The organism is Paenarthrobacter histidinolovorans, from assembly GCF_014647595.1.
Lineage (GTDB): Bacteria > Actinomycetota > Actinomycetes > Actinomycetales > Micrococcaceae > Arthrobacter > Arthrobacter histidinolovorans.
On sequence record NZ_BMPM01000002.1, the window covers coordinates 299,229 to 315,396 of the forward strand.

Below are 16,168 nucleotides of genomic sequence, written 5' to 3' on the forward strand. Positions count from 1 at the left end.
AATATATGTTCGATACCTGAGTGTACAGCTACTGGCAGACATTCCGGTCCGGGATGAATTAGTCTAATGAAATGATTATTTGGCGTGGTTGGGGAATATTGGTCCTCGTCGTGTTCGGTGTTTGCGGTGGCGTGGCCGGCGGTTTGTCGCATGGCAATCCCATAGCCGTAGGCGTGGGTTTCCTGGGCGGCGCGGCCGGGATCTGGTATCTCGGAAAGTGGTTCAACCACTCCATGCCCAAAGCGGGTTACGAGGCAGCGGTCAACGCCAGGGCCCAGGAACTGTCCAGAATGGTAGAGGTGGGCGCGTACCAGCACCCGGGCCTGCCCGCTCCTGAATCCGTCGAGGAGGCACGTGCTATGGCGGATGAGCAACTGAAATACGAGGCCGAGTCCGCCCGGCGCGGATACTTCAACCGGCACAGCCTCTTCTTCCTCCCCATGCAGTACTGGGCTGTTGTGGCAGCCATCGCCGGCGTTGCGCTGATCATCAGCGGCCTGGCCCGGGGCTGAGCCAGGAAGGTACGGGTTCAGCCCACCTTGTACCGCAGATGCGAAACCAGGCTGGTGCCCCGGACTTCAATGGGCTCAAGGTTCAGCTCTCCTATGCCGTCCAGCAAGCGCTCACCTGCGCCGAGGACGATCGGCGCGACGTGAAGCCGTAACTCGTCAATGAGCCCCGCGGCCAGGAATTGCCGGGCAGTCGAGGCTCCACCGGCAATGGCAACGTTCTTCCCGCCCGCAGCTTCCTTGGCCCGCGCGAGCACTGAGCCGATGTCGTCGTTGACGAAGTGGAACGTGGTGCCACCCTCCATCACCATGGGCTCGTGCGGGTGCGAGCTAAGAACGAACACAGGCGCGTGGTACGGCGGTTCTTCGCCCCACCAGCCGCGCCATTCCTCCGGCCACACCTGCTCGCCCGGTCCGGCGAACATGTTGCGGCCCATGATGTAGGCACCGGCTTCGAGGATCCCGGCGACTTCGGCTGCGTTGGTATCGCGTTCCTTGAACTGCCAACGGTGGAGCTTCTCTCCTCCTTCGCCTAGCGGTTGTTCCATGCTCTGGTGGGGGCCTGCAACAAAGCCATCGAGGGACACAGTGAGGTCACAAGTAACGTGGGTCATGCGCCCATCCTGCCATCGGGGCGCCCGGGGCCACCAGACCACGCCGGACTCAGGAGACGTTGAATCCGCCATTGCTGTGCAGGACCTGTCCGTTCATCCAGGAACCCGCGCCCGAGAACAGGAACCGCACCAGGTTGGCGGTGTCCGTGGGTGTACCCAGGCGTCCCGGAGGGGTTGCCCTGGTTGTCCAGCCGCGTACGTCGTCGTCCATCCAGCCGGTATCGATCGGGCCGGGGTTAATCACGTTGGCCCGCACGCCTTTGTCACCGAGTTCGACGGCGGCCGCCGTGACGATCCGGTCCAGGGCGCCTTTGCTCGCGCCGTATGGCAGGTTGTGCACGGTGTGGTCGCTGGTCAGCGCAACGATCCTGCCGCCCACTTCTCCGGGAGCGACGGTGGGCAGCTCATCTGCAAACGCTTTGATGAGCAGCCAAGTGGCCCGGGCGTTCACGGCAAAATGGCGGTCCCAGCTTTCCACGGAAGTAGTGAGGATGCCGCTGTCCACCGATTCGCAGTGCGACATCACCAAACCGGTCACGGGGCCCAGTTTCTGTCCGGCAGCAACAAGCGCCGCCGGTACGTCAGGGTCACTGAGGTCCCCGGATACGAGTTCGACGGCGGAACCCTCCGCGCGGCACTCGGCGGCTATGGCAGCAGCATCGTCAGGTGACGATTCGAGGCCAAGCCGGTCGTCGTAAGGCTTCCAGTAGTTCAGGACAAGAGACCAACCATCGGCTGCCAGGCCGACGGCCAAGGCTGCCCCGATGGAACGGCGCCTTCCTGCCCCTGTGACAATGGCAACCTTTGCTTCTTTTTCCAACGTCATCCTTTGACCCTATGCGGCGGAACCGTCGGGTTCTACGCTGGACCCCTCAGACCCGCGAAAAGTCAGCAACCGCCAACGAAGCTCGTACCCGCGAAAGAAGGCAGCCATGGCACGGGAGCCAGAACCCACTCTGGAGCAACTTAACGTCCTTGTGGGCGCGTGGAAGACCACCATCCCCAGTGCCGAAACACAGGGACGGACCACTTTTGAATGGCTGGAAGGTGGCGGCTTCCTCATACAGCGTTCCACCGTGGAAAGGCCCGAGTATCCCAACGCAGTCAGCGTCATCGGCGCGACGGGGTCGGACCGGGCCTTCCAACAGCACTACTTCGACTCGCGCGGTGTTGCCCGCATCTACGACATGACCCTTCGGGACGGTATCTGGACGCTTTACAGGGACGGACCGGACTGGCCGCAGCGCTTCGTTGGCCGCTTCAGCGAAGACGGCAACACCATCACCGCCCGCCTGGAGCGCGGAACCTACCCGGGAGGGCCATTGGAGCACGACTTCGACATGGTCTACTCGCGGATCCTTTGACCCCTGGGCTGCATCAGCATTACTCCACCTCATTTACAGATCCCGTGCCCGGTGGGAACATAAGGCCCATAGTCCGCGGAGGCAACGCCCGGCCACGCCCGGCACCCTCTGCCGCTGCCATGTAGTCAGCTCTCCTCTGAGAGGAACGGCCATGGGTCCTCTGGGGGCCGGGAACAGTGGGGATGCGGGTCCTGAACCCGCTGATGCTCCCCGACGCCACAGCCTGGAACGCATCGAGAAAGTGGACGCAGTGGTTGTCGGATCGGGCTTCGGCGGCTCGGTAGCGGCCCTGCGGCTCGCCGAAGCCGGACAGTCCGTGGTAATCATGGAGCGCGGCAAACCGTACCCGCCCGGAAGTTTCGCCCGCACGCCGTCGGAGATGGGCAAGAACTTCTGGGACCCTGACCGCGGACTGTACGGCCTCTTCGATGCGTGGACCTTCCGCGGGACAGAGGGGCTGGTATCCAGCGGACTCGGCGGGGGCTCCCTCATCTACGCCAACGTGCTCTTGCGCAAGGACGAGAAGTGGTTCGTCAACGAATCCCCCATCCCAGGCGGCGGCTACGAGAACTGGCCGTTCACCCGGGCAGACCTCGACCCCTACTATGACGCCGCCGAAGCCATGCTCCAACCCGTCCCCTACCCCTACCAGGACACCGCCAAGACCATGGCCATGGAAAAGACGGCAAAGAACCTGGGCCTTTCCATCACGCGGCCACCCATCGCCGTCACCTTCTCCACGGAGCCAGGAGCGGCGCCACGCACCAACCAGGCGCTCCCACTCCCAAGCTACGGCAGCATCCACGGCCCCAACACTGTGCGCACAACCTGCACGCTCAGCGGCGAGTGCGACATCGGCTGCAACGCCGGCGCCAAAAACACCCTCGACCACAACTACCTCTCGGCGGCGGCCTCCAAAGGCGCCGATATCCGTACCTTCCACGACGTCCGCGGCATCGCGCCCCTGCCCCGGAACGGCGGCGGTTACGAACTCCGCTATGTCATCCACGAACCGGACCGTGGGGGCGGTCTGCTCACCGAACGCATCATCCATTGCCGCCGTCTCCTCCTGGGCGCAGGCACCTTTGGGACCAACTTCCTCCTGCTCCGCAACCACGGTTCACTGCCTGCGCTCAGTGACGCCTTGGGCACCCGCTTCAGCGGCAACGGCGACCTCCTGACCTTCATCATGGATGCCAAGACACCCCCGGCCAACGGCTCGCGGCCAGGAGTCAGGACGCTCTCCGGAAGCAAAGGACCGGTCATCACCACAGCGGTCAGGGTCCCGGATTCGAGCGACGACGACGGCGACGGCCGCGGCTACTACGTGGAGGACGCCGGGTATCCGGCCTTCATGAACTGGCTCATCGAGACGGCCCAGCTGAAGACCGCAGTAAAACGCACGGCGAAGGTGGCGGGCCAATTGTTTAAAGACAGGCTGTTCGACGCCGGCCGGTCCAACGTCTCCGCTGACCTCGCCGCCGCTTTGGGAGACGGCCGCCTCTCGTCCAGCTCTGTCCCCTTGCTCGGCATGGGCCGGGACATACCCGACGGTGTGATGACACTGCGCGAAGGCCGGCTCGCCATCGCCTGGACCATGGCGACGTCCACCGAGTATTTCGGCCGCGTCCGCCAAACGATGTCGGACATCGCCAAAGACCTCGACGGCAACTTCATCGACAACCCACTCTGGTGGGCCAAACGCGTCATCACCGTCCATCCCATCGGTGGTGCACCCGCCGGGCGGCACCCCGGCGAAGCAGTGTGCGATTCATACGGGGAAGTCTTCGGCTACCCCGGGCTGTTCGTGGTGGATGGCGCTGCGATGCCAGGACCGGTGGGGGCCAACCCGTCACTGACCATCGCCGCCTTCGCTGAGCGCACGTGCGCCCACATCATCGAGGCCGCTGACAAAGCCCGCCACAGGGGCATCAGCCCCAGCGATGCGGTGACGGACCAGGCTGAGGCGGCGGGCGCCGTCGTCGACGTCGGCAGACTGGCTCCGCGCGCTTTGGCCCCCGACGCCACCAAAGGCAAAGCCGCGCAGCCGGAACAGCCCGCGAGCGCTGTTGCCTCAGCGCCGGCCTTGGCGGCGCCCGGAACCCGCGGCCTGGGACTGCCAGCGAAGTCGACGCCGGAAGCGACCTCCGTTCGCTTCACCGAGCAGATGCATGGGTGGTTCAGCCCGGGAGTCACCGATCCGGAAAAAGGCCGCAGCCTGGGAAGGGATCGGTCCCGGCGGATCATGTTCGAGCTGACCATCACTGCCGAAGACATCGACCGGTTCGCGGCCGATCCCAAACATCCGGCCACGGCCGAAGGGTACGTGCTGGCGGACTATTTCGGCGGCAGGATGCCGGTGGAGCGTGGGTGGTTCAACCTGTTCGTCGCGGATGTTTCCGACGACGGCAGGCCCGCAAGGCGCATGCTGTACCGGTTGTGGCTGCGGGACCCGGGCGGGACGCCGTTCACATTCACGGGCCATAAACTCATCCACAATGAAGCAGGATTCGATCTCTGGCCGGACACGACGACGCTCTACGCAACCATTGCCCGGGGCCATGTCCCGCCTCCCGAAAGCGACGCGCCCCCTGACGTTGAACCCGTAACCGCGCGGCAGGAGGGCACAGTGGGCGCCGGCATCCTCTTCATCCGTCCCCTGGACTTCGCGCGGCAACTGACCACCTTCCGGGCCGAGGGACCCGCACCGGCCGCCGGACTGCTGACGTTCGGGAAGCTGTTTGGCGGCGAACTCTGGCAGGTCTACGGGCGGGCACCCCGGCGCGTCCCGTTTCCCTTCAAGCCGAAGCAATGAAGATTCGGGAGCTCGCCCAACAACACGCCGTCCTGGGCTTCACTCCCCGGACGGCGGTCCGATGGCTCTCGCCCATGTCGCTGGCGCGCACTGCCCTAAAGGTCATGGCTGCCACCGTATTCGCCGATTTTGGTGACAAGCGCGAGTTGGAGGGCAGCTTCCCCTCCGACCCGCTGAGCCTGGACGAGCTTCCCGTGCCCGGCCAACCGGCGCAACCGACGGTGGCCATGCGCGGCCTGCCGGACCCCGGCGCGGAACCGGCACAAGAGATCTGGCTCGATTTCACGGCAGACCTTGGCGACGGCTTCGATGCCACCTATACGGTGGCCTCACTGCTTGCCCAGGACAACCTCAGCGTTGGGGGGCTCGACCTCCCCAGGGGCCGGCTCCTGGTACTGGGCGGTGACGAGGTCTACCCTGTGGCGTCCCCGGCAGCCTACGAGGACCGGATGGCAGGACCGTACCGGATGGCGTTGCCGGCGCGTATTGCGCTTCCTGCACGGGGCCAGGTCAACACCCCGGAGACTGGACCTGGAGGCCACAGCGCCCCGCTGAACGAGTCACCGATCCTGCTGGCCCTGCCCGGGAACCACGACTGGTACGACGGGTTGACCTCGTTCATCAGGATTTTTACCCGGCAACGTACCATCGGCCGTTGGCGGACCATGCAAACCCGCAGCTATTTCGCGGTGCGGCTTACAGGCCGGTCCCCGGGGCCCGGCTTCAGTGGCGCACCGGGTTGGTGGCTGCTGGGCCTGGACAGCCAACTGGGCCAGTACATTGACGAGCCCCAGTTGGACTACTTCTACCGAAATGTCACCTCGCAGCTCCAAGCCGGCGATGCGATCATCCTCTGCCTGGCTGCCCCCTTCTGGGTCAAGGGAAGCACTGGGTTCCGGCAAGCCAACTTCTTTGAGCAGGACTACCTGCGCCGTCGCTTCAATCCCGAAACGCAGCTGTTCGAAGCCACCGGCGCCACTGTCCGGCTCTGGCTCAGCGGCGACCTCCACCACTACGCCCGCTACGAACAATGTGACACACCCGGAACGGATGAGGCTCCTGATCCGCGCAGAACCCAGATGATCACCTGCGGACTGGGCGGCGCCTACCTCTCAGAAACGCATTGGCTGCCGACGGAGATAACGTTGCCGCCCCACTCGACGGCAACGGCCACGGCAACCCCGTCCAACCACGACCCCGGAACCACGACCAACGAACGGCGCTTCGCCCTCATGCCCGCAACGTTTCCCGGCCAAGGCAACTCCCGGCTGCTCGGGCCGCAACTGGCAAACCCTTTCTCACAGTTCTGGCTTCCCGTCCGCAACCCCGGCCTTGGTACATCTCTCGGGCTCGTTCACGTGGTCGCGGCCCTCACTATCTGGACTGTTTTCAGTGCGTTCCTTGGCGAATCGTTCATCGCAAGCCTGCGCATCATGCGGCAAGGCAACACCGTCCTTCTACTGACCGCCCTGGTTTTCAGCCTGCCCGTCGTGCTGGCCGTGTTCGCCGTGGCAACCCGCGTCCTCGGATTGGCGGCCAAAGGCGTGGCCGTGTTCATCCGCGGTGCCCTGTACCAGTTGTCCGCGCTGGCGCTCAGTGCCGCCGTCGTGGTGCTGCTCCCCTGGCCAGTGGATTGGCCCGCCGCCCCCATCCTGCTGCTGGTTCTCATACTCGTTTACCTGGGTGGCTGGGCACTCGGCAGCGAGGCGTTCGCCTTGTTCATTCTCGCGACGCCCACAGGCGAGGTGTCTTCCTGGAAAATGTCCGGCCAGGCCATCGAGGACCACAAGGGATTCCTCCGGATACGTCTTGCCGCAGACGGCTCCTTGACCGTCTACCCGCTGATGGTGGACACAGTCTGCCGTGACTGGCAGTTGGACAGCAACGACGACGGCGTGAGGCTGGTGCCGGCAACCGGCCCCCTGGCCGTGCGGCTGCTTGAGGAACCCATCACCATCGCACGGAAAGGCACCCCGCCATGATCATCACCCGTGCCGAGCACCGGACCGAGGTCATCCCGTTCCGCGCCCGGGACAACACTCCACTCAGCCTGGTCCATGTGACCTCGCCCGTGGACCCCGTCAAGGGGCCCGTGCTCCTGGTCCACGGCTCCGGCGTCAGGGCAGAACTGTTCAGGCCACCGGTCAGGACCACCATCGTGGACGTACTCCTCGAGGACGGCTGGGACGTGTGGATGCTGAACTGGCGGGCATCCATCGACCTCGATCCCCTGTCCTGGACCCTTGCCGACGCCGCAGTGTACGACCATCCCGCCGCCGTCGAGCACGTCCTCAACGCGACTGGAGCCGAAACGATCAAGGCCGTGATCCACTGCCAAGGCTCGACGTCGTTCACCATGTCCGCCGTCGCCGGACTGCTGCCGCAGGTGGACACCATCGTCTCGAACGCAGTGTCCCTGCACCCAGTGGTCCCCGCCTTCTCACGGCTCAAAATCGACTACCTGACGCCGGTAGTGAAGGTCTTCACTCCCTACCTGTCCCCCGCCTGGGGGTACAAATCGCAAGGTTACTTCACCCGGGCCATCCGCGGCCTGGTCAAAGCCACCCATCACGAGTGCGATAACACGGTCTGCAAAATGGTCAGCTTCACCTACGGCAGCGGACGGCCGGCGCTCTGGTCCCACGAAAACCTCGACGACCCAACCCATCAATGGCTCAGCGGCGAGTTCGCGGAGGTTCCTGTGACGTTCTTCGAAGAGATGGGCCGCAGCATCAAAGCCGGGCACATGGTAGCCGCCGGCAACCACGCCGAACTCCCCGACAACCTTGTGGCGGAAGCTCCGCAAACAGACGCCCGGTTCGCCTTCATAGCCGGCCTGGACAACCACTGTTTCCTTCCCGAAAGCCAGCAGCGCAGCTACAACTTCTTCCAGCATCACCGTCCCGGCAAAGACTCGCTCCATCTCATCCCCGCATATGGCCACCTTGATGTCTTCTTCGGCGACCATGCCTGGCGGGACACGTTCCCCGTCATCCTCCAGGAGCTGAACGGAACCAAGGAGCCGAACACATGAAAACCCTCACCCAGCTGGTCACCCCCCTGCTTAAGCTCATGCCCTCACCGGTTCCCCGCAGACAGGAACGCCTTCGCGGCCAGCACGCCTTCGCCGACGGAATCAAATACGTAATGCCGGTCAATTCCGACGACTCACCCGTGCTCATGGCAGCTTTCCCCATCAACAAACGCGCGGCGGCCGCGATACTGCCGGGCTCGGAGCTACGGCCATTCACTCTGGGCGGCAAAGGCCTGCTGGTTGTCACGGTGGTCAACTACAAATCCACGGACATCGGCAAGTACATCGAATATTCCCTGGCCATCGCCATCACCCATGGCAGCCGACCCGCACCGCCCATCCTCCCGCTGCTGTTCCAGAAGACGTTCAAGCTGGGCCAGTTCGTGGTGGACCTGCCCGTCAGCACGGAAGTCTCGGTCAAGGGCGGCAAAGGAATCTGGGGCATGCCCAAACACCAGGCCAACCTCGACTTCGTCGTCACGGACTCCTCCGTGTCCGCGCTCTACGACAAAGACGGCAAGCTGGGGTGTTACATCGAAATAGAGCGGCCCGAGCCTCTGGCGCTGCCTCTGAAACTCGCTGCATCAAATTACTGCGTCTTCCGGAACATGCTGTGGAAATCCGACATCTACTTCGAAGCCACAGGGGACATCGCCCTCGGAGCGCAAGCCAAGGCGCGTCTCATCCTCGGTGACGTTCCCGACGTCGAGCCCTTGAAAGAACTGCAGGTGGAAAGCAAACCCGTCTTCACAGCCTGGCTGCCCCAAGCCCACGGCATCCTGGACGACCACTACGAAGCCTGGTTTCTCACCGCACCCAGCCCATTGGAGGCGGTGGCCCTGCAAGGCGGCGACATGCTGGACAGTGTCACGGAGCTCGGTCAGGGCCAGGAATGGCTCGCGCCCCCGGACCGCAGCAGAATACCGGGCGCCGCGACAAACCCAAGTCCCGGCGGCACACCATGAACTGGCTCCTCCTGATCAACGCCCTCTACTTCCTCTTCGGCGCCACCATGTACGTCGGCACCATGTGGGTCCTCAAGTTCTTCCTCTACCCAACCTGGCGCTCGCTGGCACGGGACAACGTGGACATGCATTTCGGCATCCCCACCCGCGCAGCCACCAAGTTCTTCACCGTCGTGGTGCCCGTCATGTTTATCTCCGGAGGGGTCCTGGTGTGGACCGAATGGGGAACCAACCGTGTCATCTTCGCCATCATCTGCCTGGCAGGAATCATTGCGCTGACCGTTGTCGGGCAAGGCATCATCATTCCCATCAATGTGAAGATCCGCGGCGGCGACTTCGCAGATGGCACCGAACTCCGGTCCCTGCTCAAACGGTGGATGATGCTTAACGACATCCGCTTCTACGTCTCCACCCTGACCTGGGCCTCGATGGTGTGGCTTCTTGTTGACCGCGGCCGGCTGCTGGAGTCCTTCACATGACTGATCCCCTCCGTGCGGTCCTCACGGTCATTGCCGCCATCACTGTCCTCACCGGGGCCGCGCAGCTGCCCTTCGGCGGTCCCATCCTGAAAATACTCGGCTCCGAAAACACCGCCACAACCCGCCAGCTGTTCGGCACGGTAGGCATGTTCATGGTGGTGGTGGGCGGACTGCTCCTCCACACCCTCATCAACGGCTCCTCCCCCGAAGTGCTCCTATGGTCCGGACTGCAGAAAGCCGGAGCCTTCGGAGCGGTGGGCATCGGGGTGATGAACGGGGTATTTTCTCCACTCGCGCTCTGGGTCGCCTTCTTTGACCTCGCGACGGCGGTACTCCTCTTCATCTACTGGCGCAGGATCCGTGTCCCGGCAACAAGCCCGGGGTTGGCCGGGGAAACAACACCGTGAAACGCTCCCTGGTCCTCGCCGGCGGTGGGATGCGTGTGGCATGGCAATCAGGCGTGGTCAAAGCGCTCGCCGAGGAAGGCTTCGAATTCCAGCACATTGATGGCACGTCCGGAGGCATCCTGACCGCCGGAATGATGCTGTCCGGCCTTTCCGCCCAGGAGATGTGCAGCCGCTGGTCCAGTGTGGACGTCAAAGACTTCAGCTCGGCCCTGCCCTTTGCCGATTACGTCAGAGGGCCGTGGTCCCTCCCGGCGCTGGGGGACGCAGACGGCATCCTCACCAGGATCTTCCCCGCCCTCGGCATCAGCGCCGAAAGCATCCGTGATCGCGCGGCCGGTCCGGACGCCGTCCAAGGTTCCTTCAACGTAGTGGAGTTCACCTCGAAACAATGCCATGCCATCGATGCCGCGCACATTGACGCTGAACTGATGGCGGCCGGGATGTCGTTGCCCATCTTCCTCAAGCCGCTGCGTCGTGACGGAAAAATCTGGACGGATGCCGTGTGGATCCGGGATGCCAACATCGGCGAATCCTTGAGGCGGGGCGCAGAGGAAATCTGGCTGATCTGGTGCATCGGCAACTCACCATATTGGGGTGACGGGCCGCTGGAACAATACGTCCACATGATCGAGATGAGTGCCATGGGCGCCCTCCTGGCCGACTTTGAAGCTGCCGCCGCCGCAGGACGCGAATTCGTGCTGCACGTCATCCGGCCCGAGCACCCATTGCCGCTGGATCCCGAGTTTTATCTGGGCCGGATCGACGCCGACACGCTGATCGGCATGGGGTACCGCGATGCCCGGGCGTACATCGAGACCATGTCACCGGCCGGACTCGCTAAGGACCCCCTCTGCACGGCGATGACCGAACCCGCGCCGGGTGTTCGTTTCATCGATGTTCTACACGGGGAACTGGACGGTGTACCGCTGACGTTCCGGGCCGCCGTCGTGATGCCATCGCAGCCCGGGAGCGGGCCCGCGCAGCTCAGCGGCTATCTGGACCACCCGCCGTGGGGACGCGTCTTCCTGGCGGGCGGTCATGTGGAGACCGTTGGGGACGAGATCACCTATCGCTTCCGCATTCGACTGGACGGTGGGTGGCAGGAAGCGGCCGTCACCCGGACCCTCCACAACGACCCAGGAGCCGATGCGTGGACGGACACCCGGAGCGCCCGGCTTCGCCTAGGCGACCACGTGGTGGATCTCACCATGGACCTGGGCGATGTTGCCGGCCTTTTGGCTTCCGTTGAACCCGTGGGCGCCCATGGTTTGGCCGGGCGCGCACAAGCAGTAGCCCGCTTCACAACCAACGGATTCCGCGAACTCTTGCGCCGATACTAGCCGCCGCCCGGCCCCAATGTGATGCACGTTATTACCGGCGGGTAAACGGCACGCTACGAATGCGCCAAAGATGGCAACAGCGGCGAAACACCTGCGAAAAACCGGCATCCTACGCTGATGAACAACAGCACCAAACAGGTCATCAGCGAAAGGGCCAACCATGTCCTCTACTTCCCTTCACATCGTCATCGCCGGAGCCGGCCCGGCAGCCCAGGCACTGGTGCGACGGTTGGCTGGCAGGACCGACACCCGTCAACGACCCTTCGCCGGCACCGTCACGGTGCTCAGCAACCGCGACGACTGCCCCGAGGCCCTCCTGGAACTTGCAGAACTGCCTCAGGTTTCCGTGCGCTTCGGCCAGGCCGCCAGTTTCATTGACGCAGAGGCCAAAGTTGTGACCACGGTGGACGGGATGGAGTTCGCCTACGATCAGTTGGTGATCGCCACGGGTTCGGCCCCTGTCCTGCCTCCGGTAGACGGTGCCGACTCGGTCCTGAGCTACTCCACCATCGATGACGCTGCCTCCATTGGTGAAGCCGTCAAAGACGTCACCCGTTCTGTCGGCCGCCGTCCCCTGGGAATACTCGTCGGCAACGGTCCAGCAGCGGGCCAGGCCGAAGCCGTTCTCCGGGCACGCGGTGTGCGTCCCGTCCGAACCACGCTCCGTCCCACAGCAGTGGTTGCCTCCCCCGCCGAATCGGCGACCCCCGGGCAAGCGGTCCCCGCCACAGGAATCGTTTTTGAGGACGGCAGCAGCATGAAGGGCGACCTCGTGGTCCTGGCTGAAGAACGCACCGCGCGCAATGGCCTGGCCGACAGTGCCGGCCTCCGGATAGCGTCCGACGGCGGGATCGCCGTGGGGCGCGACCTCGCCACCTCCGTACCTGGGATCTGGGCTATCGGTGATGCCGCGTCCTGCGATGGCCTTCGCCTGGGCCTGCTGCTGTCCGCAGAGTCATCCGCGATGCTGTGCGCTTCGGGCATGCTGCTGGGCGCCGTGGGCAGCGAATCCCAGCCTGCTTTGGCCGCCTGAATCCGGCGCGCGGCAAGGATACCCACCCTGTCGCCACGCCGCAGCAGTGTTCTCCCCTCGCCAGGCATGGACAAGGAACCCACGAGCTCCCCCGGCCTACTCGTGTCCTGGTAGGGGTGGGGCTTTGGACTCGTAGCTGTGCCCGCTGGGCGTTCGTAGTTTAAGGGTGTGACGTGTCCCCGTGCCGGGGTTCGCCGTGTCTGGGTTCGACGGGTCGGGGTTTCCGGGGTTGGTAATTGCCGTCCAGCCGGGGTGCTCTTTCTTGTGGTTGCACGCTTCGCAGAGCCCGGCGCCGTTCTCCACCGTGGTAGGTCCGCCGTGCTGCCAGGGCACCACGTGATCGATGTGCCTGATGGGCGCGTCGCAGTAAGGGGTACGGCAGGTCTGGTCACGGGTTTCGATGAAACGCCGGAGCCTGGGCGGGAAAAGTCTGGCTTTGGAGTCGGTGGTGAGCAGTTCCCCGGTGGCAGGGGCGGTGTAGAGCCGCCGAAGCCAGAGACCGTACTCGGAATCCCGAACCGGCGTTATCGTCCGGGAGGGAGTTCCTGCCCGGCGCGCCCCACCGGATGTGTTCTCCGTGGCTGCCGGGTTGGCAAGCTCCCGTGCCCACTGCGCCGGAACGATGCCATATCCCTGCAAACGGGCCGCTTCGCTTTCGCCCTGGAAAAGGGTCCGGTCGGTCATCACGAGCTGGACTTCAACCCCGCTGATACCCCCGGCCTTGCCCGTGAGACGTTCAACCAAGGCATCTGCCATGACCTGGCCCCGTCCCCGCTCGGCATTTCCGGAGCCTGCACCCCCACGGGCCCGGACTGAATCCGCGGCACGGGACAACGCCGCGTACGCGGCAACCCCCTGCGCCGCTGGCAGCAAGGCAGTTAAAAGTGTCATGGTATCCGGCGCCGGGCGCAGGTTCACCGTCCGGTCAGCCGCGGCCCGGGCCGCGCGCTGGGCAACCGAGCGCGGATCACGCCGATACGCCGCAGCCCTTGCCGCCGCGATCACGCCCTTATCCCCCACCCCCTCAAAGGTACCTGTATCAGGCGCCAACTCCGCGTCCACCCCGGCCCTGTCTTCCGCCGACAAACACGCTGTTTCCTTCACGAGCAACGTCGCCCGCCACTCATTCAACATCCCCGATTCCAAGGCCGCCATCGTGCGCGGCATCTCGAACACCAGCGCCCTGGCCAGCCCCAAAAACCGCGATCCCCGGCTGGGGGGCTCCCGCCGCGCCAAGGCGATCTCGGCCCCCGCATCATCACCACGATCGGCGGCCGGCACCCCCGCCCGCTCAGCACGCCGGGCTGCCTCAAACGCCACCGCAACCCTTGCCTGCAAGCCGCAAATCGCAGACTTCATCTCCTCCAGGACCCGTAACTGCCCGATCAAGTCCCTACTAACGGACCCAGACGCCTCAACACCCGAACCCGGAACAACCTGCGCGGGATCAGCAGCAACCACTGATGCCGCCACGGAACCGGCCAGTCCTGCTTCAGATTGCCCTGCCACCGGCTCGCGCCGCTCCCGAATCAACTCCATACCCCAACCCTCCCAGCCACCATCTACAGCCAAAAGACACCCAATCCCCTATGTGGAAAACCCCCACACCCCACCTGCCACCTAGGCCCCGCCCGACGCGCAGGTCAGCCCCGCCCGACGCCCCGGGCAGCCCCGGCGGATGTGGCAAGATGGTCCTTTGACGGGCTGTGACAACCCTGCGGCCACCGGGCCGGCCACGCCCTGCACGGAAGGATCCCATGAGCAACGAAGCCGTCGCCCCTGCAAACATCGCCTCCTACATCGACCACACTCTGTTGAAGCCCGAAGCCAGCGAGGCAGACATCCTCAAGGTGTGCGCGGAGGCCGTGGAGTACCAGTTCAAGTCCGTTTGCGTGAACCCCGTATGGGTCAAAACCGTCACGAAAGCGCTGAAGGGCTCGGGAGTGCTGACCTGTTCGGTGATCGGGTTCCCGCTGGGTGCCACACCAACCGACGTCAAGGCTTTTGAAGCACGGGGCGCCGTTCTTGATGGTGCCAACGAAATCGACATGGTGATCAACATGGCTTCGGCCCGCGCCAATGACAAGGGCGCTTTGGTGGACGACATCCGCGCTGTGGCCGAGACGGTCCACGCCGGCGAAGCCATCCTGAAGGTGATCATTGAAACGTCCATGCTCACTGACGAGCAAAAGGTCCTCGCGTGCCAGGCAGCTGTGGAGGCTGGCGCGGACTTCGTCAAAACGTCCACAGGATTCAACGGTGGCGGCGCCACGGTTGAAGATGTTGCCCTGATGCGCACCACCGTGGGGCCGGACCTGGGCGTCAAAGCGTCAGGTGGCGTGCGCTCCCTGGCCGATGCACAGGCTATGATTGCTGCTGGTGCAACACGTATCGGAGCGAGTTCCGGAATTGCCATTGTCAAAGGTGAACAGGGTTCATCTGCCTACTAGGGCTTCCGCTGCCGCCAGAGATTTTTGAGCCCTGCGGGGCCGAGGAGGAATGAATGTCCAAGAACGCCACAAGTGCTCCCATTGAAAAAGAGAACAATCTCGGCACGAGCATTGTCTTGTTCCTGGTCATGATCGTGCTCTTCCTGGGCGCCATCTACTCGCTCTCTTTCCTTAGCCTTGAGAACCCGTGGCCGATGGCCGTGTGCCTGGGCCTGTTCGCCTTGGCTTTCTGGATTCCCCAGACCATTCTTGGCCGTTCGGACTCCGCGGGCGAGAACTAGAACTTAAACAGCGACGCGGGGTCACTTACGGCCCATAATCCCTCTCGGGATGGGCCGTAAGTGACCCCGCGTTGTTCTTTTAAAGCGTCAGCGCGGCCAGAAACGCGGGCCAGTGAAGTTGGGCCAGCGTCCACGCTGCGGCTCCCATCCCCACCATGGCGTATCCACTCACGGGGATCAGGACGAGCCATTCGCGTCGCGACCCGGCCCTGCCCAACAGCGGCAGGGAGAAGGCCCCGTTCGCCCGCCAGATGCCGCTGACCACTGATTTCCGCAGGAATTTGGGTGGCTTGATCACAATGGGCCACAACAACGGCACCCCACCAACTGTGATCATGTCCCCCACAATGTGGACAACCACGCCCGTCAGCATGGACAACGGGAGCCAACCCCACTGGGCCGGGGCAAACCACGTCACCAGCCCAGCCATGAGCAGGGCGAAAAGCCAGTTGGTGATCCACCCGGATTTGGGGAAAAGATTCAGCGCCTTGGCTGCCAGGTTGATCATGAACATGCACAGCAGTCCGGCACCCACTGACAGTTTTCCCACCGGCGTCACCATTTGGAACTGCGCAGCCATTGCGGCCAGCACCACGAAGGCAGAGGCACCGAGCAGTGAGTGGGTTCCTTGCCGGTGCCCGCCGCTGGCTTTCTCGATGCCTACAGCAATCACGTTGGACAGTGGCGGCAGCGAATTGGCAATGGTGCTGTGCCGGTGGTCCCAGTCGCAGACCAGGGCGGTTCCCGCCGTCGCCATGGCACCAATCAGGATTCCGGTGGCATCCAGCGGGTACCAGCCAAGTGCGTAGGGGCCGGTCGAGGCAATAGCTATCCACGCCGCGGCTCCCGACGCGGCGTGATGTCCTCCCATCATGCA

At 64.2% G+C, this 16,168-nt stretch carries 16 protein-coding genes; 12 read left to right on the forward strand and 4 right to left on the reverse strand.

Annotation, left to right across the window (positions count from 1 at the left end):
* Positions 1-71 precede the first annotated feature (71 nt).
* Entirely contained in the window at positions 72-512 is a 441-nt protein-coding gene (locus tag IEY62_RS05910) for a hypothetical protein (RefSeq protein ID WP_189014907.1), read from the forward strand.
* A 17-nt stretch (positions 513-529) separates the two neighbouring features.
* On the opposite strand, the gene IEY62_RS05915 is transcribed toward IEY62_RS05910, so the two are convergent.
* Positions 530-1,123, reverse strand: coding sequence for a dihydrofolate reductase family protein (locus IEY62_RS05915; RefSeq protein ID WP_189014908.1), 594 nt, complete (start codon positions 1,121-1,123; stop codon positions 530-532).
* Positions 1,124-1,172: 49 nt separating this feature from the next.
* Positions 1,173-1,949, reverse strand: a complete 777-nt coding sequence (locus IEY62_RS05920) for an SDR family oxidoreductase (RefSeq protein WP_189014909.1) — start codon at positions 1,947-1,949, stop codon at positions 1,173-1,175.
* 106 nt (positions 1,950-2,055) lie between these two features.
* Between IEY62_RS05920 and IEY62_RS05925 the strand changes: the two genes are divergently transcribed.
* The 9 genes from IEY62_RS05925 (at position 2,056) to IEY62_RS05965 (ending at position 12,560) form a co-directional block, all read left to right on the forward strand.
* Positions 2,056-2,487 carry a hypothetical protein gene (locus IEY62_RS05925; protein ID WP_189014910.1) on the forward strand — a complete coding sequence of 144 codons (432 nt, stop codon included), beginning with the start codon at positions 2,056-2,058 and terminating at the stop codon, positions 2,485-2,487.
* Between the two features lie 151 nt (positions 2,488-2,638).
* Positions 2,639-5,302: a GMC oxidoreductase gene (locus IEY62_RS05930; RefSeq protein WP_229785095.1), complete on the forward strand. Its 2,664-nt coding sequence runs from the start codon at positions 2,639-2,641 to the stop codon at positions 5,300-5,302.
* Positions 5,299-7,284: a hypothetical protein gene (locus IEY62_RS05935; protein ID WP_189014912.1), complete on the forward strand. Its 1,986-nt coding sequence runs from the start codon at positions 5,299-5,301 to the stop codon at positions 7,282-7,284. Before IEY62_RS05930 ends, IEY62_RS05935 begins: the two co-directional genes overlap by 4 nt.
* On the forward strand, positions 7,281-8,336 hold the full coding sequence (locus IEY62_RS05940; RefSeq protein ID WP_189014914.1) for an alpha/beta fold hydrolase: 1,056 nt from the start codon (positions 7,281-7,283) through the stop codon (positions 8,334-8,336). The genes IEY62_RS05935 and IEY62_RS05940 overlap by 4 nt, the downstream gene beginning before the upstream one ends.
* On the forward strand, positions 8,333-9,301 hold the full coding sequence (locus tag IEY62_RS05945; RefSeq protein WP_189014916.1) for an acetoacetate decarboxylase family protein: 969 nt from the start codon (positions 8,333-8,335) through the stop codon (positions 9,299-9,301). The genes IEY62_RS05940 and IEY62_RS05945 overlap by 4 nt, the downstream gene beginning before the upstream one ends.
* Complete coding sequence (locus IEY62_RS05950) at positions 9,298-9,780, forward strand: hypothetical protein (protein ID WP_189014918.1); 483 nt, start codon at positions 9,298-9,300, stop codon at positions 9,778-9,780. The genes IEY62_RS05945 and IEY62_RS05950 overlap by 4 nt, the downstream gene beginning before the upstream one ends.
* On the forward strand, positions 9,777-10,187 hold the full coding sequence (locus IEY62_RS05955; RefSeq protein ID WP_189014920.1) for a hypothetical protein: 411 nt from the start codon (positions 9,777-9,779) through the stop codon (positions 10,185-10,187). Before IEY62_RS05950 ends, IEY62_RS05955 begins: the two co-directional genes overlap by 4 nt.
* The gene (locus IEY62_RS05960; protein ID WP_189014939.1) at positions 10,184-11,527 is read left to right on the forward strand and encodes a patatin-like phospholipase family protein; all 1,344 of its coding nucleotides are present in this window, start codon (positions 10,184-10,186) and stop codon (positions 11,525-11,527) included. Before IEY62_RS05955 ends, IEY62_RS05960 begins: the two co-directional genes overlap by 4 nt.
* Positions 11,528-11,687: 160 nt before the next feature.
* Positions 11,688-12,560 (forward strand): FAD-dependent oxidoreductase, encoded by an 873-nt coding sequence (locus IEY62_RS05965; RefSeq protein WP_189014940.1) that lies wholly within the window; start codon positions 11,688-11,690, stop codon positions 12,558-12,560.
* A 96-nt stretch (positions 12,561-12,656) separates the two neighbouring features.
* Here the strand turns inward: IEY62_RS05965 and IEY62_RS05970 are convergent, their stop codons facing one another.
* On the reverse strand, positions 12,657-14,099 hold the full coding sequence (locus tag IEY62_RS05970; protein ID WP_189014943.1) for an HNH endonuclease: 1,443 nt from the start codon (positions 14,097-14,099) through the stop codon (positions 12,657-12,659).
* 218 nt (positions 14,100-14,317) lie between these two features.
* Between IEY62_RS05970 and deoC the strand changes: the two genes are divergently transcribed.
* Together deoC and IEY62_RS05980 are read left to right on the forward strand one after the other, a co-directional pair.
* Positions 14,318-15,010 (forward strand): deoxyribose-phosphate aldolase, encoded by a 693-nt coding sequence (deoC, locus tag IEY62_RS05975; protein ID WP_189014945.1) that lies wholly within the window; start codon positions 14,318-14,320, stop codon positions 15,008-15,010.
* A gap of 53 nt (positions 15,011-15,063) precedes the next feature.
* Positions 15,064-15,291 carry a hypothetical protein gene (locus tag IEY62_RS05980; protein WP_189014947.1) on the forward strand — a complete coding sequence of 76 codons (228 nt, stop codon included), beginning with the start codon at positions 15,064-15,066 and terminating at the stop codon, positions 15,289-15,291.
* Positions 15,292-15,370: 79 nt separating this feature from the next.
* Here IEY62_RS05980 and IEY62_RS05985 read toward each other — a convergent pair whose 3' ends face one another.
* Complete coding sequence (locus tag IEY62_RS05985; protein ID WP_189014949.1) at positions 15,371-16,165, reverse strand: metal-dependent hydrolase; 795 nt, start codon at positions 16,163-16,165, stop codon at positions 15,371-15,373.
* Positions 16,166-16,168 lie beyond the last annotated feature (3 nt).

Bases quoted from the DNA above. Each gene is read 5' to 3' on its own strand.
- IEY62_RS05940 (WP_189014914.1), top strand. From the start codon at position 7,281: ATGATCATCACCCGTGCCGAGCACCGGACCGAGGTCATCCCGTTCCGC.
- IEY62_RS05970 (WP_189014943.1), bottom strand. From the start codon at position 14,099: ATGGAGTTGATTCGGGAGCGGCGCGAGCCGGTGGCAGGGCAATCTGAA.
- IEY62_RS05920 (WP_189014909.1), bottom strand. From the start codon at position 1,949: ATGACGTTGGAAAAAGAAGCAAAGGTTGCCATTGTCACAGGGGCAGGA.
- IEY62_RS05955 (WP_189014920.1), top strand. From the start codon at position 9,777: ATGACTGATCCCCTCCGTGCGGTCCTCACGGTCATTGCCGCCATCACT.
- deoC (WP_189014945.1), top strand. From the start codon at position 14,318: ATGAGCAACGAAGCCGTCGCCCCTGCAAACATCGCCTCCTACATCGAC.
- IEY62_RS05985 (WP_189014949.1), bottom strand. From the start codon at position 16,165: ATGATGGGAGGACATCACGCCGCGTCGGGAGCCGCGGCGTGGATAGCT.
- IEY62_RS05910 (WP_189014907.1), top strand. From the start codon at position 72: ATGATTATTTGGCGTGGTTGGGGAATATTGGTCCTCGTCGTGTTCGGT.
- IEY62_RS05950 (WP_189014918.1), top strand. From the start codon at position 9,298: ATGAACTGGCTCCTCCTGATCAACGCCCTCTACTTCCTCTTCGGCGCC.
- IEY62_RS05935 (WP_189014912.1), top strand. From the start codon at position 5,299: ATGAAGATTCGGGAGCTCGCCCAACAACACGCCGTCCTGGGCTTCACT.
- IEY62_RS05965 (WP_189014940.1), top strand. From the start codon at position 11,688: ATGTCCTCTACTTCCCTTCACATCGTCATCGCCGGAGCCGGCCCGGCA.
- IEY62_RS05925 (WP_189014910.1), top strand. From the start codon at position 2,056: ATGGCACGGGAGCCAGAACCCACTCTGGAGCAACTTAACGTCCTTGTG.
- IEY62_RS05980 (WP_189014947.1), top strand. From the start codon at position 15,064: ATGTCCAAGAACGCCACAAGTGCTCCCATTGAAAAAGAGAACAATCTC.
- IEY62_RS05945 (WP_189014916.1), top strand. From the start codon at position 8,333: ATGAAAACCCTCACCCAGCTGGTCACCCCCCTGCTTAAGCTCATGCCC.
- IEY62_RS05915 (WP_189014908.1), bottom strand. From the start codon at position 1,123: ATGACCCACGTTACTTGTGACCTCACTGTGTCCCTCGATGGCTTTGTT.
- IEY62_RS05930 (WP_229785095.1), top strand. From the start codon at position 2,639: ATGGGTCCTCTGGGGGCCGGGAACAGTGGGGATGCGGGTCCTGAACCC.